The following is a 22,243-nucleotide window of genomic DNA, read 5'->3' as shown; positions in this document are numbered from 1 at the left end:
TGAACAGTTGAGACGAGCGATTGCAGAGATGCAGTCGCTTTTTTCTTGCCTGTTTGCCCTCCTGTTATATGCGGGCAGCAGGGCGCAGTGATGCGGTCTATTGCCCGCCTCTCAAAAGCAGAGACAGGAGCAGGAACAAAGGGAGGAGGATGGATGATGCTGCTGAAATCATGCAGGTGTGGAAAGCTGATTCCTCAATCACTCAAGATGTGTGAGGACTGCGAGCGGAGGCAGCAGTCAAGGTATGTGGTGTACAACAATACACGCAGAGACCAGAGGGCAGCAGAGTTCTATATATCAAGGGAGTGGCGGGCATTGCGTCCGGTCATCATGAGTGTTTATGACCATGTGGATATATACGCATTGTATGTCCTGCATGAATTGAAAACGCTTGAGGAATCCGACCCGATACATCACATCGTGGAACTTGAGGAGGACTGGGAGCAGAGATTGAACCCTCTGAACTTGATACCACTCAAGCACGAGACACACAGCACCATCACAGCACTATATAAACAAAGCAACGCAAGCATGAGAGCAACACAGAAACGGTTGAGGTCACTGATTGAATACCATTTCCGAGAGGCAGGGGGGTATGAAAAAGTTTTGAGTGACGCTTTTCTAGTCACGCCCCCTCTTTTCCTTTGAGAAAACTCCCCACGGGAATTTCAGTAAACAGGGTGCGCCGGAAAGGGTGTCAGAATGTGACACGAAACCGATGAACACTAGACAGAAAGGGGGTTGACGTTGCAATGGCAGGACAGAGACAGCCCACGGATTTAGTGGTCATGAAAGGCAAAAAACACCTCACAAAAGCAGAGATTGAGGCGAGGAAAAACGCCGAGGTCGTCGCACCGAATGACAAGGTCAAGCCCCCGCCGTACCTAACGCCGGAACTCAAAAAGAAGTTCCGGAAACTTGCGAAAGACCTGCTTGAAATCAAGCTGATTGCGAATGTTGATTGTGATGCGCTTGCGAGGTTGCTGATTGCACAGGAACAATATATCGAAATCACGGCACAGATAAGGGAAACGCCGTTGATGTTGGATGTTCCGGTTTATGAGACGCAGACAAATCCGAAAACGGGGGAAAAAGAGCAGGTGCAGGTCGGAACACGGCAGGTCGTGAACGGGGAACGTGAGCGTCTCATGATTATACAAGACCGCTGCATGAAACAGTGTCGGCAGGGGGCAGGCGATTTCGGGATGACGGTGTCGAGCCGTTGCCGTTTGGTCGTTCCGAAAGCGAAAACAGATAAACCGGAAAACAAGTTCAGCAAATACGCTAACGCATAATGGCGAAAACGGAGCGCATCACCGACCGATGCACACAATACGCCCTTGACGTCACAGAGGGGCGCATCACAGCCGGAGAACTTGTCAGACTGGCATGTCAGAGGCATCTTGACGACATTGAAAAGTCAAAGGCTGCACCGTACAAATACTATTTTGATGTTGAGCAGTCCGAGAAAATCATCAATTTTGCGGAGGAACTCACCATTGCAGAGGGCGAGGAGCAGGAAAGCGTCACAGCGTACCCGTTCCAATGTTTCATTTTAGGCTCAATCAACGGGTGGAGGACGAAAGAAAAGTCATACAGACGGTTCAGAACATCCTACATACAGTTGGGGAGGCAGAACGGAAAGTCATTCATCAATGGGATTTTAGCTGCATATTACGGCAATTTTGACGGCTACAAGTACGGGAAAATATATTGCACCGCTACAAAGCAAGACCAAGCGAACATTGTCTTTGATGAAATTGTTAAATTCATCAATTCCGACGAGGATTTGTCGGAGTGGTTCAGAGTACACGAGCATAACCACACAATAGACTGCCTGTTCACTCATTCGGAAATAAAAGCCCTGTCCGGAGATACCAAGTCACTGGACGGACACCGTGCGTATTTGGGAATCGTTGACGAGTACCACGCACACAAGACAAATCAGATGTACAAACTGCTTGAGGGTGGAATCAAAAAACTCAAGTCGGCACTGATTTCAGTCATAACAACGGCGGGATTCGATTTGAAATCGCCCTGCTACAAATTATATGAATACTGCTGCAATCTCTTGAGAGGCGTGTTCGAGAATGACAGTCAGTTCGTCTATATCGCACAGATGGACGCAGAGGATGACTGGTATACTCCGGAAAACTGGATAAAGGCGAACCCGATTCTTGAGTTTGATGCGGATGCGGTCGAGAACCTCATTCCGGTCGCACATACCGCCCGTGACATGGGCGGGGAGGACTTGCGGGATTTCCTTGTAAAGCAGCTTGACATGTGGATGCAGTGGTCAAATTCCATGTACATCAAGGAAATTGCAAAGTGGAAGATGTGCGCCGTTCTGAAATCGCTGAAAGATTTCAAAGGCTCAAAATGCTATGTCGGGGTTGACCTGTCATCCGGAGGGGATTTGACCTCAATCGCAATCATCATCCCGCACATGGTCGGCGATGTGAAAAAGTATTTTGTACATACACATTCATTCATCCCGAAATCACGGGTTGATGACCATATCAAGACTGACAAGATTCCGTATGACTTATGGATTGAAAAGGGTCTTGTGACGGTCACGGAAACACTGGGAGGAATCAAGACAGATTATAAATACATCATCAAATATCTTGAGGAACTCGTGAAAGAGCATGATTTGAAACCGCAGTTGATTTGTTATGACCCGCACAATGCGTCGGCGTTCCTGTCAGACCTTGAGGCGTTGGGGTTCGATTCCGTATCAGTGACGCAGACGGCGAAAGAGTTGAACGATGCGACCGTAGATTTCAGACTGGAAATCCTTGCGGGCAACGTCGAGATTGAGGGCGTTGAGGTCGGAAAGGGCGATAAAAAGAAAGTCGTTCCATTCGATGAACTGCTGACATGGTCAATCGCAAATGCAAAGACCATTTCCAACAATTATGGGGAAATCAAGATTGACAAGGACATCACGACAGACCGCATCGACCCGATTGACGCAATCATCGACGGGTGGAAAGCAGCAATGAAAGAGGAATACAAGCCGGACATCAATGAATCCGTGAATGACTGGCTTGTGCAATATCAGAAATATATGAAAGGTGGTGAATAGAGAATGAATCCGTTTCAGAGGCTTGCAAGCCGTTTCGTGAACTGGTGGAGGGGCGCACCGGAGGACAGCGGGGGCGTGAGGACGCTGAACTCAACATCATTCCTTGAATCGTTGGGGCTGCGCCGGAGGAGGAAACCGACATCAGAGGTGACATATTTCACATGCCTCAAGATGTTGTCGGAGACGCTTGCAAAAATGCCTATCAAATACTATCAGAGAACGGACAAGGGAATCGTGGAGGCAGAGCAGACCGAAACGTCAAAGCTGCTGACAAAGAGACCGAACCCGTTCATGACACCTACTGTATTTTGGAACACCGTTGAAATGAACCGCAACCATTACGGGAACGCCTATGTCTACATGAGAAAAAAGTTCATCCGGCAGCGGTACGGGGGAGAGTTCCGAATCATTGACTTGTGGGTGATGCAGTCAAATTGTGTGCAGATAGTTGTCGATGATGCGGGGATATTCGCAGGGGTGGGGCGTTTGTGGTACGTCTACACAGACCCGACATCCGGCAGACAGTACGTTTTCAGCACCGACGAGGTGATGCACTTTAAAACATCATTCAGTTTTGACGGAATCACCGGACTGCCCGTGCAGCAGATTTTGAAAGATACGGTGAGCGGAGCGTCAGCGTCACAGGATTTCATGAACAAAATGTATGAGAGCGGGCTGACAGCGAAAGCAACGCTTGAATACACGGGCGAACTGAATGAGGGGGCGAAAGAGGCTCTCCGGCAGTCGTTCGAGGAGTTCGGCAGCGGGGCGAAGAATGTCGGGAAAATCCTGCCCGTGCCGTTGGGGATGAAACTCACTCCCCTTGACATCAAACTGACTGATTCACAGTTCTTTGAACTGAAAAAATACACAGCTTTACAGATTGCAGCAGCGTTCGGAGTAAAGCCGAATCAGATTAACGACTACTCAAAATCATCCTATGCAAACAGTGAATTGCAGCAGTTGTCTTTCTACGTTGACACGGAGTTGTTCATCATCAAGCAGTATGAGGAGGAAATCAACTACAAGATGACAACGGAGGAGGAGCAGGATTCCGGATTTTATTACAAGTACAACGAAAAGGTGCTTTTCCGGACAGATTCAAAGACACAAATGTCTTATCTGAAAGAGGGTGTCGGAGGCTCTATCATCAAGCCAAACGAGGCGAGAAGAAAACTCGACATGCCGGATGCAGAGGGAGGCGATGAACTGTTTGCGAATGGAAACATTGTTCCGCTGACTATGGCGGGGGCAGCGTATCAGAAAGGCGGTCAGACAGAGGAGGAGACCGCCGAACCGGAGCAACCGGAGGAAAATGAACCGGAAACGGGGCAGCAGGTCACAGAGGAAAACGAACCGGACGAAACCGACGAGGCAGAGGACGGGGAAACAGAGGAGGGAGGTGAGTGAAATGGCACTGAAAAAGCGTTTTGATTTCACAAAAAAGAACAGGCGCACCGGAAAGACGGAAAAGGTCGGTTATGTGGACTTTATGGAGGACGAGGGGCAGGGCAGATGTTCCTTGTACTTTTACGGCGACATCGTATCAGCGACATGGGAATCCATGTGGTATGAGGAGGACAAATGCCCGCAGGACATCGCTGATTTTCTGCACCAGTTGGATGGATATGAGGACATTGACATCTATTTCAATTCCGGTGGCGGTGATGTATTTGCAGGACTGGCAATCTATAACCAGTTAAAGCGGTACAACGGACACAAGGTCGGCTATGTGGACGGGATGGCAGCGTCAATCGCATCCGTCATCATGTTTGCATGTGACGAACTGCATTTCGCAACGGGCGCACAAGCGATGATTCACAAGCCCTTGTGCATCACGATAGGAAATGCGGACGACCACAAGGAATCTATAAAACAGTTGAATTTGTGCGAGGATTCCATTCTCGACATTTATGAGCAGCACACGAGAGACGGTGTCACGAGAGATAAACTCAAGGCTCTCATGGCAGCGGAAACGTGGTTCAACGGGGAAAAACTTGCAGAGTATTTCGATGTTGAGGTCGAGGAGCGGGCAGCAGTCGCAGCGTGTGCGTCGGATTTCTTTGACAGGTACACGAACATTCCGGAGGGAATGGGAGAAACCACAACAAAAGACATTGTCGATGCGGTCATCGCAGAGATTGAGAACCGTGAAAATCAGAGAATCGAGGCAGAAAAACAGGAGATTCTTGCGGATTTGGATTTTTACGGCATTTAAAGAATGGAGAGGAGAAAAGAGACCATGAACAAAGAAATGCAGAAACTTTTGAAACAAATCAATGACAAAAAGAATGAGGTCAAGAGCCTTGTCAATGACGGGAAACTGGATAAGGCAAGGGCAGCGAAAGAGGAACTCAAGACGTTGCAGGAAAAATTTGACCTGCTCTTTGATTTGGACGAGGAGGAGCGTGAGGGAATCGAGGACAAAGTCACGGCAGGAACGGCAAAGGTCGTCGGCGGTGAAAAGACTGACAAAAAGAACCTTGTCAAATCTTTCGTCAATATCATCAAAGCCGGATTCCTGCACACTGAACCGGACGAGGCAGACGTGAAAGTCTACAAGGACGCACTGACATCCGATGCAACGCCGAACGACGACGGGCAGCAGGGCATCGGCGTGACAATTCCGGAGGACATCAGAACCGACATCATTGAACTGCGCCGTTCCGATGATAACCTTGAGCAGTATGTCAATGTTGAGGGTGTGACCACAAAGACAGGCACGAGGAACATTGAGGTCGATGCGGAATCCACTCCGTTTGACAACGTGGATGAGGCTGCGGACTTTCCGGAAATGGATGAACCTGTTTTCGAGCCTATCGAATACAAGGTCAAGAAAAAAGGTGGCATCCTCAAGATGACCGCCGAACTGCTTGAGGACACGGCAGCCAACATCATGGCGTATATCAACAAATGGATTGCAAAAAAGACAAAGGCGACCCGCAATGCGATGATTCTGAAAAAGCTGAATGAAATAACGGCAGGGAAAGAGGTGGTCGTTTCCAATCTTGACAGCCTCAAGGATATTTTCAACGAACTGCTTGACCCTGCAATCGCAGCATCCTCCATCGTCATCACGAATCAGAGCGGTTTCAACTTCCTTGACAAGCTGAAAGATTCAGACGGCAACTATATCTTGCAGAAAGACCCGACTTTGCAGACAAAGGGAAAATTGCTTTTCGGGGAATATCAGATTGTAAAACTGTCAAAAAAGACGCTGAAATCCACGCCGATTCTTGCGGAGGATGGAACGACGGTCAAAGGGTACAAACATCCGGTTTTCTGCGGTGATTTGAAAGAGGCAATCACACTCTTTGACCGGAATGTGCTGACCATCGACCTCAATGATAAAGGTGCGGGGTTGTGGGAAAAGGATTTGACCGGAATCAAGGTGAGAGACCGTTTCGATGTGCAGCCCGTTGACAAAGGGGCGGTCATCAAGGGAGAAATCACCGAGGTCGTAAACGGGTAGGAATGAGCGGGGCGGGATGACCGCCCCTGCATGAAAGCAGGTGAGGGCATGACAGACGAGGAAAAAGGAAAATACATGGACGCTTTTGTGGAGCAGACAAAGAGGTATTGCAGGATTGACTATGACGACGACGAGGACATTGTGAAAACGGTTATAGAAACGGTTTTTGAGAAATTAGGGGAACTCATACCGAATTTCAATCCATACGCAATGACAAGCCGACAAAAGCTGCTGACCATGATATTTGTCAAAGACCAGTACGACAATCCGGACGCATACCAAGGGAATGAAAAGAAATTATCAAATGCGGTTTCCTCAATGCTACTCAATGAAATGTATGGAGGCAGCAGCACATGACCGGACGGATAAAAGTGATAAGAAAAGAGACAAAGGTTATTGACGGCAGGAGGCAGCAGGTGTCATCGGTGTTCTATGAATGTTGGTGCGATGTTCAAGACCTTGCGACCAGTGAAAAATATACCGCATTACAGACCGGACTTGAGAACACGATTGTTTTCAAAGTCCGGAATTGCAAAAAGATAGAGGAAATCAGACTGAATCTGAAAGAGTTCTATGCGGAGTACAAGGGAATGGAGTTCAAGGTTTACAATGCGTCACCGATGGTCTCTGACAATAGGCGGGTACTGCTGAAATGCCGTGCGGGTGCGTAGTGTCATAATCTGACACCGGAGGCGATGGGATGAAAATTGAAATGGAGTTCGACGGGCTTGAGGAACTTGTCAAGGCGTTTGAAAAGGCAGCGAGTGACGATGCAATCAAAGCGACAAATAAAAAAATTGTCGAGAGGGCGCAGCCCGTAGTTAAGAGAATAATGTCGGGGAAAATGCCAAAGTCTGCGGATATATCAAAAAGCGGTAGGGGATTCGGTACAAAATCGCATGTATCAGCACATGCAGCGGATAGCATACCACTAGAAAAAGTCAGATACAAGGGAACGTCTGCATCGGCAGAGGTTGGATGGACGATAAAAGACCACAGCGATTATTTTTATGTAAAGTTCATTAACTGGGGAACGATTTACAGACCGCCTCAAGAATTTATCTATACAACAGGGCGGGAGGCAGACAGCGAGTTGCAGAAAATCGCTGAACAGGAATATCAAACATTTTTAGACAACACAGTGAGGTGATAAGCATGGGTAAAAGTCCGGACATCATCAAGGACACATCAGAGACCCTCAAGCCCGTCAGCGGGCGGGGAATCACGGTGATGCAGGGATGGTATGACAAAAACATCAAGGCGTGTCATGTGACCTTGTGGGATTTGGGGGAAACGGATGACAATTTCTCCGACGATGACGCAGAGGGCGTGACGTTATCCGTGCAGGTCACAATATTTTCACAGGAGGACGAGGTTGAACTGGCAAGGGAAATCAAGAGCCTCATGAAAGCGGACGGATTCTCTTTCGAGGGCAGGAACGGCGACGATTCAGAGCCGGAGGATGGAATCTATATGAAAGCACAGAGATTCTCAAAATTTTATGAAAGCGAGGAATGAGCATGAGCGAGAAAGTAACACAGGTAAGCGAGACAAAGCAGCAGATTGTCCGGAGTAGAACCTGCGGTTGTAAGGATTTATATGCTGCACTGGTTTTACAGAACACGGCGACGCAGTATGTGGCGGGAGAACCGAGGAAACTGTCAAGGATGGTGAAAGCCAAGATTGACGAGAAATGGAGTTCTGAAAAGATTTACTCCGACGACGAGACAGAGGAGGTCATCACGGCGTATGAGGGAACGGACGTGGAACTGGAAGTCAATGCCCTTGCACCGCAGGACAGGGCGTTCATTTTCGGGCAGCGGTATGAAAACGGCTATCTTGTAAAGACATCCAATGACATGGCACCGGAGGTCGCTATCGGATGGCGTGAGAGAAAACTGAACGGGAAATATGAGTTCAAGTGGCTTTTTGTCGGGAAGTTTGCGGAGGGCATCAGTGACGAGGCAAACACCAAAGAGGGAAAGCTGTCTCCGACAACCAAGAGCATCAAGGGGTCATTTTATGAGCGCAGTCTTGACAATCAATATGAGATTTCCGTTGATGAATCGAACCTCATTGACGAGTTCACGGATGCAAAGGCAGCACTTGAGAACTGGTTTTCTACGGTGCAGGAATTTCCGGACACGGTTGAGAATACAGGAGGCAGCACCGAGGGCGAACCGGACAGCAGCGTTACAGAGTAACAGAGAAAAGAGAACGTATAACAGGAGGGAAAATCAATGAAAAGAGAAATCATCATCAATAATAAAAAGTATACAATGCCGAAAATGTCAATCGACACATACATGGACTATCTGGAATTATCGGAGCAGATTGACACAAAGACAAGGTACACAAAGCAGGACATCGAGGCGATGACGCTGTTTGTGTGCAAAGTGTACGGAGACCAGTTCACCGTCGAGGAACTCAAGGACGTGGAAAAAGGTCTTGATGCTGCGGGAATCATTATGGAGTTCCAGTTCATTGACGTGAGCGTTGGTGAGGAACTTGCCCGCAGAATGGAGAAGATACAGAAAAATTTTCAGAGTGGCAAGTGATTCCGGAAATAGAAATCACTTGCAGGGGAGGAACGGTTTTCATAAATTCCGTAACAGTCGAGCAGTACAAAAAATATGTGAGCCTCATGGAAAGGAACGGGTCGGACAGGATAACGGATGCGATGTTTTTCAACAAGAAAATCATTCAAGAGATTTTCGGAAACAGGATGTCTCTTGCGGAACTGGGAGGGGCAGAGGTCATTGAATTTCTGACAGCAGCAAAGGGAATCCATTTTATCATGCAGAATGTCATTTCTGAAAAGCTGCTGAACATTATTGAGGTTGAACCAGTGGAGCAGGAGGCATCGGCGTTCGACGAATACGACCTTGAAAATGGATATGAGGAGGACACGGAGACGGGGGAAAACCCATGGGAAGCGTGTGGAGAGATTCTTGACAGGGTCATCAAAATAGCAATCCGATTATTGAAAAACTCATATAGCCAATGTATGAGGGAGGACATAGTTTCTCTTTTGGACTATTTAAAATTTGAATTAGACACAGTGAATGAAAACCAGTAAACACGGCATCAGACAAGGCACGGGGAGGAGGTGAGAGCGTGGCACATGCAAGCGTCAAACTTACTGCAAATTCGAGCGATTACCGTACACAGATGAAATCGGCAGCAGCACAGATGAAAGAACTGTCTAGCGAGTATTCCCTTGCAGCAACGAGGGCGAAACTGACAGGTTCGGCGATGGATGCACTCAAGGCAAAAACGGAATCACTCACACAAAAGGTCACTGTACAAAAAAATATCGTGCAGATGAACAGGGAGCAGCAGGAACGTCTCACGGAGCAGTTGGGAAAGCAAAAGACAAAGCAGGAGGAACTCAAGTCAAAAGTCGAAGCTGCAAAGAAAGCCTATGAGGATGAAAAAAAGGCTACTGGGGAAAATTCGGACGCAACGAAAGCGTTAAAAGAGGAACTTGACAAACTTGAGCAGGAGTTCAAGGACAATGAGACAGCAATCGGAAAAACGGAAACGGCTCTTTCAAATCAGACTGTCAAAACAAACAGGGCTGAAACTGCACTCATGGAAATGGAGGCAGAACTTGAGGACGTAAACAGGGAATTAAAGAACCATAATCTCAATGTGTTCGCCGATGCTTGCGACAAGGCAGGTCAGAAGATAGAGCAGTTCGGAAAAAGGATGATGGTTGTTTCTGCGGGAATTGCCACATTTGCGACGGCGTCGGCAAAGATGGCGGTTGATTTTGAGGATTCCATCGCCAAAGTGTCAACCATTATGGACGAGGGCGTGATGTCCGTGGATGAAATGGAGGATGCAATCATTGACCTCTCGAATGAGACAGGGATTGCAGCCGGAGACATTGCGGACAATGTATATAACGCCATCAGCGCAGGGCAGGACACAGCGGACGCAGTGAATTTTGTGAGGGAATCAACAAAACTTGCGACGGCGGGGTTTGCAGAATCCGGAGACACGCTTGACATTCTGACAACGATTTTAAATGCGTATGGGCTTGAGGCAGAAAAGGTCACGGAAGTGTCTGACATGCTCGTCCAAACGCAGAATTTAGGAAAGACGACGGTTTCGGAGTTGTCGTCTGCTATGGGTAAAGTGATTCCGACCGCAAACGCAAACAGTGTCGCACTTGACCAGTTGTGCGCCGGATATGCAATCATGACGGCAAACGGTGTCGCCACAGCAGAAACAACCACCTATATGAACTCGATGTTCAATGAGTTAGGAAAGACAGGCAGCACGACCGATGTGATTCTGCGGGAAAAGACAGGGAAGTCATTCAGCGAACTCATGCAGAGCGGTTCAAGCCTTGCGGATGTGTTACAGATTATCGACGGGGCAGCAAAAGAAGAAAACCTCACCATGAGCGACATGTTCTCGTCTGCGGAGGCAGCAAAGGCGGGATTGATTTTACTGGGAGACAGCGCAGATTCTTTCAACGGAACACTGAAAGAAATGAGGCAGTCAACAGGTGCAACGGACACAGCTTTTGAAAAGATGCAGACGACCTCTTATGACATAAAGGTCGCAATGAATGAACTGAAAAACACAGTGTTGCAGTTCGGGCAGGTAATCATGTCATCCGCTGCACCGTTGGTCGAACAGTTCACGGAAAAGGTACATACATTGTGCGAATGGTTCAGTTCGCTTGACGAGGGGCAGCAGCAGACAATCCTCAAGATAGGGTTATTCACGGCAGCAGTAGGACCCGCAGCAATCGGAATCGGGAAGTTTGCACAGGGTATTTCAACAACAATTAAGACAGGGCAGCAGTTCGCATCCGGCATCGCCTCCATCATTGCAAAAATCACGGCAAAGACGGCAGCAACGGCAGCAGGAACGGCAGCGGACACGGCGGGAACGGTAGCAACGACGGCACATGCAGCAGCGACGACGGCAGCAACGACGACAACCGGAGCGATGACGGTTGCACAGGGCGCACTCAATACGGTCATGAACCTATGTCCGATTATTCTGATTGTGACACTGATTGCCGGACTGATTGCAGCGGGTGTCGCTTTATATAAAAACTGGGATGTCGTAAAAGAGAAACTATCCGAGTTTTGGGCGAAGATAAAAGAAATATTCAATAAAATCAAGGAAGTCATCACGGGAGCGTTCACCAAAGCAAAGGAGGCGGTCGCAAACAAGGTCAATGAGATAAAGGATGCGGTCTTGAATACTCCAATCGGGCAAGCGGTGTCAAAGGCGTTCAACGGTGTTAAGAATACAGTGTCAACAATCATGACGGCAGCAGTTGACACAGCAAAAGAAAAGCTGAACAACATGAAATCCGCATACGAAGAAAACGGAGGCGGTATCAAGGGCGTTGTGGCAGCAGGATGGGAGGGAATCAAAGGATATTACACGGCAGGATTTTCTTTTATAGACAATCTGACCGGAGGAAAACTTTCAGAACTCAAGAACAAATTCTCTGACAAACTGGAAGAGGTCAAAGGGGCGGTCGGTGAGAAATTATCGGCAGTCAAAGACACGGTAAAACAGAAATGGAATGATATACAGGTAAGCTATGAGGAGGGCGGGGGAGGTGTCGCCGGAGTTCTTGAGGTGATATTTGACCAACAAGCCGACCTTGTCCGTGGGGCGTTCGATGTGATTCAGAATATCACGGGAATTAACATGGAGGGCGTGAAAGAAAAGGTCGTCACACTGATTCAGAAAATCAGAAACACGGTTGTAGATTTCGTGTATGAACTCCCGAACAAAGTCAAGAGCGGGCTGCAAAGTGTAAGGGATGCGGTTGCGAAAGCGTTCGAGACAATAAAGAATGTCATCACCGTGGCACTCATGGCAATAAAAGAGGTCATCAATGCAGCAGTGACGGTCATCACGTTGCCGTTCCGGTTCATTTGGGAGAACTGCAAAGAGATTGTCATTGAGGTATGGGAGACCATTCGGGAAAAGGTTGAGACCGCCATAACAACGGTACAGAATACCATATCACGAATCATGACGGGCATTAAAACGGTGATGGTGAGCGCATGGGATTCCATAAAGCGGAAAGTCGAGACGGTGCTTGAGGCATTAAAGGTCATCATAAAAACGGTATTTGATTTCTTTTACTCAAGGATTGAGTTTGTACTGCAATCAATCCTAGCAATCATCACAACGATATGGACTGCAATCAAGACCAATGTTGAAACGATTCTTTCGGGGATGCGTGAGTTCATCGAGACCACATGGACGACCATCAAAACCAATGTGACGGTGATAGTCAATGCCATAAAGACCGTACTAACAACGATATGGAATACCATCAAAACTACGGTCACAACGATTGTCAATGCTATCATGGCAACGGTCACAAGCGTTTGGAACACCATCAAAACCAATGTGACGACGATAATCAATGCCATAAAGACCGTACTGACAACGGCATGGAACGCCATCAAAACGACGGTCACAACGATTGTCAACGCCATCATGACGACGGTTACAACCGTATGGAATACCATCAAGAATAATGTCACAACGATTGTCAATGCGATAAAGGCGACCATCACAACCGTATGGAACGCCATCAGCAGCACGATTTCGTCCGTACTCAATGCAATACGGGCGACAGTAGCAAATATTTTTAATGCTATACATAGTACGACGATGACCGTGTGGAACAATATCAAATCGGCAATCAGCACGGCAATCAATACGGCAAAAACGGCGGTGTCAACGGCAGTGAACGCCATCAGCAGCACCGTGAGCAACGTGTTCAATTCATTAAAATCGACCGTTGCGAATATATGGAACGGCATCAAGTCGGCAATCGAAACGCCAATCAACGCAGCGAAATCAGCGGTTCAGAACGCCATTGATGCAATGAAAAACGCCTTTAATTTTGAGTGGTCATTGCCGAAATTGAAACTCCCGCATTTTAAAATTTCGGGGTCGTTTAGTCTTGACCCTCCATCCGTTCCTCATTTTGGTGTCGAATGGTACAGAACGGGCGGTATTATGACAAATCCGACCGTGTTCGGGATGAATGGCACAAGGCTCATGGTTGGGGGCGAGGCAGGGGCAGAGGCTATCCTGCCACTGGGAGAATTTTATTCTAAGCTGAACAACATGCTTGACCGGAAAATTAGTGCAATCAATCAGCAGATAAAGGCACATGTTGAGGTTCACACCTATATCGACAGCGATGAAGTGTCGAACCGGACAACGGAAAAGGTCAGTGAGAACCTAGCCGTCGAGGAATTAAAAAGGAGGTAAGCGGTGAAGATTAACGAGACAGACATCCGGACTTTTAATGCAAAACAGTTAAATGTTGCGTACACGCTGCCCTCAACGGCGGTGAGCGTTGACATGTTCGACGGTGCGCTGATTCCGTCAGAGGGTGAAACCTACACGCCACTTTCGGGGGTGACGGTGGGTGTCCTGTTCAGAGGCAGGAATCGGAATGAGGTTCAGCAATATGTCAGTGATTTCAATGCAATGCTGCAAAGGGGCGTTGCGTTGACACTGGACGGATATGAGAGGCATTTCAAGGGCTACATGACGGGAAACACACTGTCAAAGACAATCGCAAAAGGCAGGTACACGGCAGACTTTACGTTCACGGGTTACTGGTTCAGCGAGGCAGTGAGGCTCACATGGGAAAACGTCAATGAAATGGAGTTCGAGGCAGCGGGAAACAGGTGGTCTCCGTGCAAGGTGACAATCACGGCGACGGAGTACATCGAGGAAATGAAAATCAACGGCTTTTCGGATGAAATCATCATCCACACGATTCCGAGGGGAGCGACGGTCATCATTGACGGGATAAAGGGATTCGTCACGATTGACGGCGAGAACAAATTCAAGGATGTCGAGGGGATGATGGAGTTCCCGTTCCTAAAGACCGGAGAGCATAAAAGCCACCATCTCATATTTTCGGATAAGAACGCAATCGTGACGATTGAATACAATCCGATGTGGCTCTAGGGGGTGCAGCATGGAACTATTCAACGACATGCACGAAAAGGTGTGCAATCTGTCCGGAGTAAAAGAAATCTGCATCACAAGCACTCTGAAAACGGGTGACAAAGAAATTTCTTTTCAGTACCGGAAAGACAATACATATGCAAAGGACATCAAAGAGGAGGCATATATCAGAACCGACGAGGACGAGTTCGTCATCAAACAGATTGAGCCGTCCGGAGATTGGTATAAATGCACCGGAATGATGAACATTGAGGAAATGGAGGGAAAGCAGTTCCCGACCGGATTTGAGACCGTGGAAAAGACTGCGGAGGACTGCTGCAATGAGGCTATATCCGGAACGGGATGGACGGTCATTTTCTGCGGGGTGAAAAAGAAACGCACGGTCAGAATTGAGCAGAACTGTTCGGGGTGGGATGTGGTGCAGCAGGTCATCAGCACATATCGGTGTGAAATCAAGTTCGATTCCATCCACAAGACAATCGCAATCTATGAGCAGATAGGCGAGAACAGGGGAGCGTATTTCATGGAACGGCTGAATCTGAAAAAGTTGCAGATACAGTCAAACTCATACAATTTCTGCACGAGGCTAATCTGCATCGGGAAAGACGGCTTGATGCTCAACATTGGGGGAAAGAATTACCTTGAAAATTATCAGTATTCGAGGAAAGTCAAGACCTGCACATGGAAAGATGAAAGATACACGGATGTTGAATCTCTGCGGGAGGACGGCGAGGCGAAACTGGATGAACTGTCAAAACCTTATAAGTCGTACACGGCAGACATCATCAATCTTGCGGAGGCGGTTCAAGACGAGGAGGAAAAAGAGCGTTATCGGGAAGTGTTCGAGATAGCACTGGGAGACACCGTTCTCCTCATGTCAAAGTCAACAGGCATCCGAGAGAATCACCGGATTGTGAAGATGTACGAATACCCGCAGACAAAGGCAAAGAACAAAGTCGAACTTGCGAACACAAGGCTCTCTTTCGAGGAGGTGCAGAAAACAGAGCAGGAATTGTCATAGACGAGGAGGTGAGGAAATGCAAATCATAAGGCACATAAAAGTTGACTTATACGGGGCGGTCAAGCGGTTTGCGGTCGCTGCCAAACAGATGGATATGGGTACAAGATACATCGGTGTCACGCTCATGGAGGACGGTGTCGCCTACGAGATACCGAACGACGCTGAAATCATTGTCAATATGACAAAGCCGGACAGAACCCACGTCCACAATGACGGCGAGAAATCCGGAAACGAGGCTCTCGTTCCGCTGACCCGCAACATGCTCATGGTTCATGGAACGGCATATTGCGAGATTCAGTTGTACCAGTACGGCGCATTGCTGACAAGCGCAAATTTTGAGATGGAGATTTTCCCGTCGCAGAGGGATGAATCGGAGATTGTACACTCCGGAGAGTATACGAGGCTTGAGAATACGATTCACGCAGCAAGGGAGGCGTTGCAGATTGCACAGGACACACAGAACGCTATTGACGCAGCGGAGGCGTTAAGAGTGGCAGCGGAAAAGGCGAGGGAACTTGCGGAGCGGGCGAGGGAAATCAGAGAGAGCCGGAGGGAGGACAGCACGGCGAAAATCATTGCCGAGTGCGCCGAGACCATACGGGCAGCAGTGGAGCAGACAGAGGCGTGTCTCAAGGCGACACAGAGGGCAGAGGAAATCATCATTTCACAGTCGGGCTTGATGCAATACTGGCAGCAGTCCGTGACTATTATGAGCGCATCCGGCAGCTTGAAACGGACATCAACATCAATGTGGACGGAGGAACGCCAACGTCAACAGAATTGCTGATTGTGGACGGGGGAACGCCGTTCACGACAGATTATGACAAATACGATGCGGGAAGACCGCACACGATATAAGAGAGGAGTGAGGAAAGAATGGCGACAGCTACAATCCGAATCAAGAAAGGCACGACCGCCGAATGGGTTGAAAGTCATCGGGTACTCGATGACGGGGAAATGGGGCTTGAACTGACCACAGACGGACACCGAATCATCCGCATCGGGAACGGTGCGACGGAGTTCATGGACTTACCTGTTTCGTTTGACATCGAGGAGGTCAGAGAAATCAAGAAAGGCATGGAGGACATGCCAAGACTTACTATGAGGACATGGTCGAAGAGGGGACGGAACTGCTTGCAGAAATCAAGGCGATGGCGACCACCATTGAACTTGAGGACGAGGCGACGGGCATCAAATACCGGATGGGATTGTCCGGAGGAACGATGTATTTTGAGGAAATGCAAAAAGAGGACAGTCGTTCCGGATGCCGGAGGCGATACGGAGGGCGGTGAGACCGGAGGCAGTTCAGAGGAATCCGGAGGAGAACACGAAAACACAGGACAGGAGGAAAAGAGTAATGGCAGACAGGTGACAGAGTATTCATGGCAAAAGAATCCACGTCACAGGAGATTCTTTCAAAGACAAATCAAATCATCGAGGCGGGAAAGGAAAAGCCGAAAAGATACGGCATGAGAATCAACCGCCTTGACAGCAATCCGGCGACCCGTGTGAAATATGTCCTTGATGCGGTAGGGATGACACCTGCGGGGATGAACTACTCCGGAGGCGGATTCGATTATGGAGACTGGGGAGACATTTGGTTCGTGAAGAACAACCGCCCGGTCATGCTGCGGACAGACGGAACGGTGGACTATGAACTCAACCATGAGAACCACGCATTGAAATTGACAGGCGGTGCGTCCGATATTGCAAAGACATCATACGGAGGGAACGCAATGTCTGAAATCCCTCTGATTTGGGTCAAGCGGTATTCCATAGCAAATTATGATTATGTGATTTTCTGCGAAACGCAGTACGATGACACATACAAGGCATACGCCCACACGGACGCAGACGGGAACATCCTGCCCGTGACTTATTTCCCGATGTATGAGGGGGCGGTCATCAATAACCGGATGCGTTCCCTGTCCGGTCAGACACCGACAGCGTCGCAGACGGACGCACAGGAAACCACGGCAGCGCAGCAGAACGGCGACCGATGGGATAAATTATCGTTTTCGGAAATCAGTCTCATGTATGAAATGTGTACCATGATTTCATGCAGCACAAACTCACAAACAAAATTCGGGAATGGGTGCAGCAGTTCAGACACTTTCCTCCAAACGGGAACGCTCAACGGGAAAGGACAGTTTTTCGGCAGCACATCCACGACGGCAGCGGTTAAAGTGTTCTATTGCGAGAACTTTTTCGGGAATTACTGGAAACGGCTGCGGGGGCTGCTGCTGATTAACGGCGTGTACCACATCAAGCCCGTTCCTCCCTACAATTCAGTGGGAACGGGGTACATCAACACGGGAATGACCGTGGGCGGTACATCCGGAGGATATATCTCACGGATGGAACTTGCGTCAGACATCGGCAGGATTCCGACCGTTGTGTCCGGAAGTGAGACCACATACGAATGTGACGGGTGTTGGTTCAACAATGCGATTGTCGCTGTTGCCCTGTTCGGTGGCGCCCGTGGCAACGGGTCGAGGTGCGGTTTGTCGTGCTGGGCTGTGGACAGCCCTGCGCGGGACGTGATCACGCACATCGTGGCGAGCCTTTCTTGTAAACCACCTGTGCAAGCTGCGTAAGCAGCAGGGGGGAACGGGGGAGCCATCCCCCCGCAAAGGGAGGTTCGGAGGGCTTGCCCTCCGAGTGTTCCAGAGATTTTAGGATTTCCACGATAGTGGAAACACGGCGCATTTTACGCACAAACGAAAATTTTTGTGATAAAATCTCCGTCATGAATCAAAAGCCGATGACCCGACGTGACAGGGGATTCGGTGTGCGTCCTTGCCCTGTTCGGTGGCAACCGTGGCAACGGGTCGAAGTGCGGTTTGTCGTACTGGAATGTGAACAACCCTGCGACGAACGTGAACACGAACATCGTGGCGAGCCAATCTTATCAATGACGGAGCGTATAACCAAAAGCACACCGTTTCCCTACACCGCAGGGCGTTGAAATACGCCTAACCAGTGGAAATTGTACCGATGCAGGCAGGGGCGAGTAAGTTCAGACAGAAAGTCCTTGAGGTGATAAGAAAGATGGGTAAAAAGTCCGTCAATAACCTGTATAAGCCCATGTTAGAGCATGGCAATGTTGAGAAGAAATTTCACACGGCAGCACGGGGGAAAAGCAACCGACCGGATGTCGCTGCGATATTGAATCCGGACAACATTCAAACACACGTCAATGTGGTCATCGAGCAGTTATCCAATACCGCACCGGAGGGGTACAACGTACCCTGTCCGGAACGGGCATGGAAACCGACGAACCACGGGAAAGTCAGAATCAACGAGGGAACGACGAAAAAGGCAAGGGATATTGAAAAGCCACGATACAATTATGAGCAGGTCGTTCATCATATTGTGGTATCTGCCTGTTATGAAATATTCATGCAGGGGATGTATGAGTTTTCATGCGGGAGCGTTCCGCACAGGGGCGCACACTACGGAAAGAAGTACATCGAAAAGTGGATAAAGACAGACGGGAAGAACTGCAAATATATCCTCAAGATGGATATTCGGCACTTTTTCGAGAGCGTTGACCACGGCGTATTGAAAGAATGGCTTGCAAAGAAAATCAGAGACAAAAGGATGTTGCACATCCTCAATCTGATTATAGACGGGGCGGGGAATCCCGCAGGGGATGACCAGAAAGATGTCAAGGGTTTGCCGTTGGGGTTCTACACGTCACAGTGGCTTGCAAATTTCATGTTGCAGCCTCTTGACCATTACATAAAAGAGGAACTCCGTGCGGTGCATTATATCCGGTACATGGATGATATGGTCGTGTTCGGGAGGAATAAAAAAGAATTACACCGGATGCAGCAGTCAATCGCCCTGTTTCTGCGGGATAGGTTCAACCTTGAAATGAAAGGAAACTGGCAGGTGTTCCGGTTCGAGTACGTCGAGCGGAAAACCGGAAAGGTGAAAGGGCGACCGCTTGATTTCATGGGGTTCGAGTTCCACAAGGACAGGACAATCTTGAGGGAATCCATCATGTTAAGCTGCACAAGGAAAGTGAACAGGGTGTCAAAGAAAGATGTCATCACATGGTATGACGCAACGGCTATCCTGTCATATATGGGCTATCTCACACATACGGACACCTATCAAATGTATTTGCAGCGGGTCAAGCCACATGTGAACGTAAAGAAGTTAAAAAAGATAGTAAGCAAACACTCAAAAAGAGAGGAGAAAAAGAAACGTGAAAGAATGGAGAGAAGTGTTCGGAACGGAGACGGAGAGACCGGAGGAGTTCGACACGCAGCAGTCGCCGACAACGGTGTATCAGAGACGGAACATAAAACGGGAGACAAGGGCAGAACCGGACGGAACAAAAGTGACCGGATGGCTGCGGGAGGAGCGGGAGTTGACGATTGAGGAATATCATCAGATGGCACTCATGCAGCAGGTCGTCGCAGAGAACACGCAGGGAATCGTCGCATCCGTCACGGAGTTTCAGAAAGGGGCGGTCATCGACGAGTACACAATGCAGTTGATTGAGGAGGGAATCATCTAATGAGAATACTTGCGGAAAGCATCAAACGGTTGTATGTCGGCGAAAAGCTGACAAAAGCACAGGTCGCCGAACGTGTGCAGAAAGGAAGTATTTCAGCGGAGGAATATGCCTACATCACCGGAGAGGAATATCCGGACGGTGAGGGCGCATGACAACGCTTGAAATAATCTCACGGTTATGTGGCATAACGACCGGATTGTCTGAAATCGTGAGGAAACAGCAGGAAACCATTGAACGCTCAAAGGTCGAGGAGGCGGTCAAAGAGGAACTCCGTCAGATGGTGGACGGGGCAGAAAGGGAACTGGATGTCATGGAGTATCATTTGCGGAGAATCGTTGACACCGACGACGTTGAGGCGTTCGGAAAGGAGTAGACGTTGACGGTTGAAATCTCACTTTTGTTGTCCGGAATCTCTGTTGCTGCTGCAATCTTTTTCGGCATTTCCTCAAAGAACAGGAATGAACGGAAAGACACGGAGCAGGAGACGGAGGACAGGGCATCAACACACACGCTTTTGATGACAAAACTTGAGAATATTGCGGACGATGTCAAGGACATCAAACGTGATTACCGTGAGACCAACGCAGAGGTGCAGAACCTCCGTGAAAGGGTCGTGGCGGTGGAGCAGTCATTGAAAAGTTATCACAAGAGACTGGACGGGGCAAAATCCGACCAATAACAGGAGGGCGGGAAACAGGCAGGAATCAACGGCACGTTTGGAGGAACAAAAATGAGGATGACCAAGAGCGAGCGTCGCAGATACATCCGGCATCGGAAAAAGATGGAGCGGATGGCATTGCGGGCAGCGGAAAAGAAAGAAAAGGTCTCCGGTCAGTTCATGAATCGTGTTGTGATTGCGATGATTCTTGCAGCTTTTATCTTTACAGTCGTGATGATATTTGTGTTTGTGAGAACAGGGTCAGAGCCGTCCACGCTGATTGAAAATGTATTCAGATTTCTTTCAGTCGAGGGCGGGGCAATGGCACTCATAAAATCCGTTAAGACGGTAACAAGAAAGAGGTCAGACAGAGAATCAGAAATACAACATGAGAACGAGCCGGAGCAATGTGAGGAGGAATGACAATGAAATTCATCACGGAGAACTGGTTTGTGCTTGTGGCATTTGCAGCGGTGGCAGCAGCGGGAGGGTATGCGGTATATACTTTCGTGAAAATGCCGACCGACAAGCAGTTGAAAAAGGTGAGGGAATGGCTGCTCTATGCGGTCACGAAAGCAGAAAAGGAACTGGGAGGTGGTACGGGTCAAATCAAACTGCGGTATGTATACGACATGTTCGTGGCAAGGTTCACATGGCTTGCACAGGTGATCTCGTTTGAAATGTTCAGCATGATGGTTGACGAGGCACTTGAGAAAATGAAAGGGATGCTTGAAAGCAACAAGGCGATGCAGGAACTTGTGAACGGAAAACCGGAGGGTGATTTCGGCAATGGAGAAACGGAGGGGATGAAATGATTTCAAACTGCGGACATGATGAAAATAACAGATACAAGGGCGGGAAAGCGGGAGACCAGACCGGAGGGGAATGGGCGTTGATTAAGTGGAATAACCGCCAGTGGAAATGCGTTCTCCGTCATCCGGATGCGAAAGTCCGGAAAATGATTTCGGATATGGCGACGGCAGCAGCAAAGAACAATAAAATCGGATATGACCAAAGTGAACGGTATACATTTTGGCAGCATTTGAAAGCGAGCGGTTACGACCCCGCAGGAATCACGGTCGCTTGCGAGGCTGATTGCAGTTCCGGCGTGGCTGCAATCGTAAAGGCTGCGGGTTATCGTTTGGGAATCCAAAAGCTGAAAGATGTGAGCATTTATTGTTATACCGGAAATCTGCGGGCAGCTTTAAAGGCTGCGGGGTTCGAGGTATTGACAGAAAGCAAATATCTGACAGGCGATGCGTATCTGCTTGAGGGCGACATCCTGCTCAATGATTCCTGCCATACCGCAACGAACGTGACGACGGGGGCAAAGGCAACAACGACGGAGCAGACCGCATCAAACGGGGCAACGGTCGTCACAAAGGTTGACGCTGCCCAGGGCAAGGACAAGAGCCTCACCGGAACGTATGCGGTCACGGCATCGGACTTTTTGTCTCTGCGGGCAGGGGCAGGAACGGGAAGAC

The 22,243-nt window shown here is 48.8% G+C and carries 27 protein-coding genes; all 27 read left to right on the top strand.

Annotated features, from left to right (window positions below; genetic code table 11):
* Window positions 1–90 precede the first annotated feature (90 nt).
* Window positions 91–648 carry a hypothetical protein gene (locus VV089_RS23515; protein ID WP_334334463.1) on the top strand — a complete coding sequence of 186 codons (558 nt, stop codon included), beginning with the start codon at window positions 91–93 and terminating at the stop codon, window positions 646–648.
* A 104-nt stretch (window positions 649–752) separates the two neighbouring features.
* Window positions 753–1,295: a phage terminase small subunit P27 family gene (locus VV089_RS23510; protein WP_334334462.1), complete on the top strand. Its 543-nt coding sequence runs from the start codon at window positions 753–755 to the stop codon at window positions 1,293–1,295.
* Window positions 1,295–3,088: a terminase large subunit gene (locus VV089_RS23505; RefSeq protein WP_334334461.1), complete on the top strand. Its 1,794-nt coding sequence runs from the start codon at window positions 1,295–1,297 to the stop codon at window positions 3,086–3,088. The genes VV089_RS23510 and VV089_RS23505 overlap by 1 nt, the downstream gene beginning before the upstream one ends.
* A 3-nt stretch (window positions 3,089–3,091) precedes the next feature.
* Window positions 3,092–4,498 (top strand): phage portal protein, encoded by a 1,407-nt coding sequence (locus VV089_RS23500; protein WP_334334460.1) that lies wholly within the window; start codon window positions 3,092–3,094, stop codon window positions 4,496–4,498.
* 1 nt (window position 4,499) lies between these two features.
* A complete protein-coding gene (locus VV089_RS23495) occupies window positions 4,500–5,306 on the top strand; it encodes a head maturation protease, ClpP-related (RefSeq protein WP_334334459.1) in 807 nt (268 codons plus the stop codon).
* 24 nt (window positions 5,307–5,330) lie between these two features.
* Window positions 5,331–6,560, top strand: a complete 1,230-nt coding sequence (locus tag VV089_RS23490) for a phage major capsid protein (RefSeq protein WP_334334458.1) — start codon at window positions 5,331–5,333, stop codon at window positions 6,558–6,560.
* Window positions 6,561–6,590: 30 nt separating this feature from the next.
* A complete protein-coding gene (locus tag VV089_RS23485; RefSeq protein ID WP_334337636.1) occupies window positions 6,591–6,917 on the top strand; it encodes a head-tail connector protein in 327 nt (108 codons plus the stop codon).
* The gene (locus tag VV089_RS23480; RefSeq protein WP_334337635.1) at window positions 6,914–7,231 is read left to right on the top strand and encodes a phage head closure protein; all 318 of its coding nucleotides are present in this window, start codon (window positions 6,914–6,916) and stop codon (window positions 7,229–7,231) included. Before VV089_RS23485 ends, VV089_RS23480 begins: the two co-directional genes overlap by 4 nt.
* Before the next feature lie 29 nt (window positions 7,232–7,260).
* Window positions 7,261–7,710 carry an HK97-gp10 family putative phage morphogenesis protein gene (locus tag VV089_RS23475; RefSeq protein WP_334337634.1) on the top strand — a complete coding sequence of 150 codons (450 nt, stop codon included), beginning with the start codon at window positions 7,261–7,263 and terminating at the stop codon, window positions 7,708–7,710.
* A gap of 5 nt (window positions 7,711–7,715) precedes the next feature.
* Window positions 7,716–8,078, top strand: a complete 363-nt coding sequence (locus VV089_RS23470; RefSeq protein ID WP_334337633.1) for a hypothetical protein — start codon at window positions 7,716–7,718, stop codon at window positions 8,076–8,078.
* Between the two features lie 2 nt (window positions 8,079–8,080).
* Window positions 8,081–8,764 (top strand): major tail protein, encoded by a 684-nt coding sequence (locus VV089_RS23465; protein ID WP_334337632.1) that lies wholly within the window; start codon window positions 8,081–8,083, stop codon window positions 8,762–8,764.
* A 36-nt stretch (window positions 8,765–8,800) separates the two neighbouring features.
* Window positions 8,801–9,118: a phage tail assembly chaperone G gene (gpG, locus tag VV089_RS23460; RefSeq protein WP_334337631.1), complete on the top strand. Its 318-nt coding sequence runs from the start codon at window positions 8,801–8,803 to the stop codon at window positions 9,116–9,118.
* Between the two features lie 86 nt (window positions 9,119–9,204).
* A complete protein-coding gene (locus VV089_RS23455) occupies window positions 9,205–9,639 on the top strand; it encodes a hypothetical protein (protein WP_334337630.1) in 435 nt (144 codons plus the stop codon).
* Between the two features lie 38 nt (window positions 9,640–9,677).
* Window positions 9,678–13,838, top strand: a complete 4,161-nt coding sequence (locus tag VV089_RS23450; RefSeq protein WP_334337629.1) for a phage tail tape measure protein — start codon at window positions 9,678–9,680, stop codon at window positions 13,836–13,838.
* Between the two features lie 93 nt (window positions 13,839–13,931).
* A complete protein-coding gene (locus VV089_RS23445) occupies window positions 13,932–14,549 on the top strand; it encodes a phage distal tail protein (protein ID WP_334337628.1) in 618 nt (205 codons plus the stop codon).
* Window positions 14,550–14,559: 10 nt separating this feature from the next.
* On the top strand, window positions 14,560–15,570 hold the full coding sequence (locus VV089_RS23440; RefSeq protein WP_334337627.1) for a phage tail protein: 1,011 nt from the start codon (window positions 14,560–14,562) through the stop codon (window positions 15,568–15,570).
* Between the two features lie 16 nt (window positions 15,571–15,586).
* Window positions 15,587–16,357, top strand: a complete 771-nt coding sequence (locus tag VV089_RS23435; RefSeq protein ID WP_334337626.1) for a DUF2479 domain-containing protein — start codon at window positions 15,587–15,589, stop codon at window positions 16,355–16,357.
* A gap of 322 nt (window positions 16,358–16,679) precedes the next feature.
* Window positions 16,680–16,862: a hypothetical protein gene (locus VV089_RS23430; RefSeq protein WP_334337625.1), complete on the top strand. Its 183-nt coding sequence runs from the start codon at window positions 16,680–16,682 to the stop codon at window positions 16,860–16,862.
* A gap of 90 nt (window positions 16,863–16,952) precedes the next feature.
* Complete coding sequence (locus VV089_RS23425; RefSeq protein ID WP_334337624.1) at window positions 16,953–18,167, top strand: hypothetical protein; 1,215 nt, start codon at window positions 16,953–16,955, stop codon at window positions 18,165–18,167.
* A 400-nt stretch (window positions 18,168–18,567) separates the two neighbouring features.
* On the top strand, window positions 18,568–19,962 hold the full coding sequence (locus VV089_RS23420; RefSeq protein ID WP_334337623.1) for an RNA-directed DNA polymerase: 1,395 nt from the start codon (window positions 18,568–18,570) through the stop codon (window positions 19,960–19,962).
* Window positions 19,952–20,101, top strand: coding sequence for a hypothetical protein (locus VV089_RS23415; protein ID WP_172528642.1), 150 nt, complete (start codon window positions 19,952–19,954; stop codon window positions 20,099–20,101). Before VV089_RS23420 ends, VV089_RS23415 begins: the two co-directional genes overlap by 11 nt.
* On the top strand, window positions 20,101–20,253 hold the full coding sequence (locus VV089_RS23410) for an XkdX family protein (protein WP_160568796.1): 153 nt from the start codon (window positions 20,101–20,103) through the stop codon (window positions 20,251–20,253). Before VV089_RS23415 ends, VV089_RS23410 begins: the two co-directional genes overlap by 1 nt.
* Window positions 20,250–20,474, top strand: a complete 225-nt coding sequence (locus VV089_RS23405) for a hypothetical protein (RefSeq protein ID WP_172528641.1) — start codon at window positions 20,250–20,252, stop codon at window positions 20,472–20,474. The genes VV089_RS23410 and VV089_RS23405 overlap by 4 nt, the downstream gene beginning before the upstream one ends.
* Before the next feature lie 3 nt (window positions 20,475–20,477).
* Complete coding sequence (locus tag VV089_RS23400) at window positions 20,478–20,780, top strand: hypothetical protein (RefSeq protein WP_160568800.1); 303 nt, start codon at window positions 20,478–20,480, stop codon at window positions 20,778–20,780.
* Window positions 20,781–20,831: 51 nt separating this feature from the next.
* Window positions 20,832–21,182 (top strand): hypothetical protein, encoded by a 351-nt coding sequence (locus tag VV089_RS23395; RefSeq protein WP_334337622.1) that lies wholly within the window; start codon window positions 20,832–20,834, stop codon window positions 21,180–21,182.
* 2 nt (window positions 21,183–21,184) lie between these two features.
* Window positions 21,185–21,574: a hypothetical protein gene (locus tag VV089_RS23390; protein WP_172528640.1), complete on the top strand. Its 390-nt coding sequence runs from the start codon at window positions 21,185–21,187 to the stop codon at window positions 21,572–21,574.
* On the top strand, window positions 21,571–22,243 hold a 673-nt coding region (locus VV089_RS23385; protein WP_334337621.1), incomplete at its 3' end, for an SH3 domain-containing protein. The genes VV089_RS23390 and VV089_RS23385, both read left to right, overlap by 4 nt.

This window comes from Candidatus Merdisoma sp. JLR.KK011, assembly GCF_036941125.1.
Classification (GTDB): domain Bacteria; phylum Bacillota; class Clostridia; order Lachnospirales; family Lachnospiraceae; genus Laedolimicola.
The sequence above is the reverse complement of the archived record's forward strand: the minus strand, read 5'-3'. Positions and strand labels throughout refer to the sequence as shown.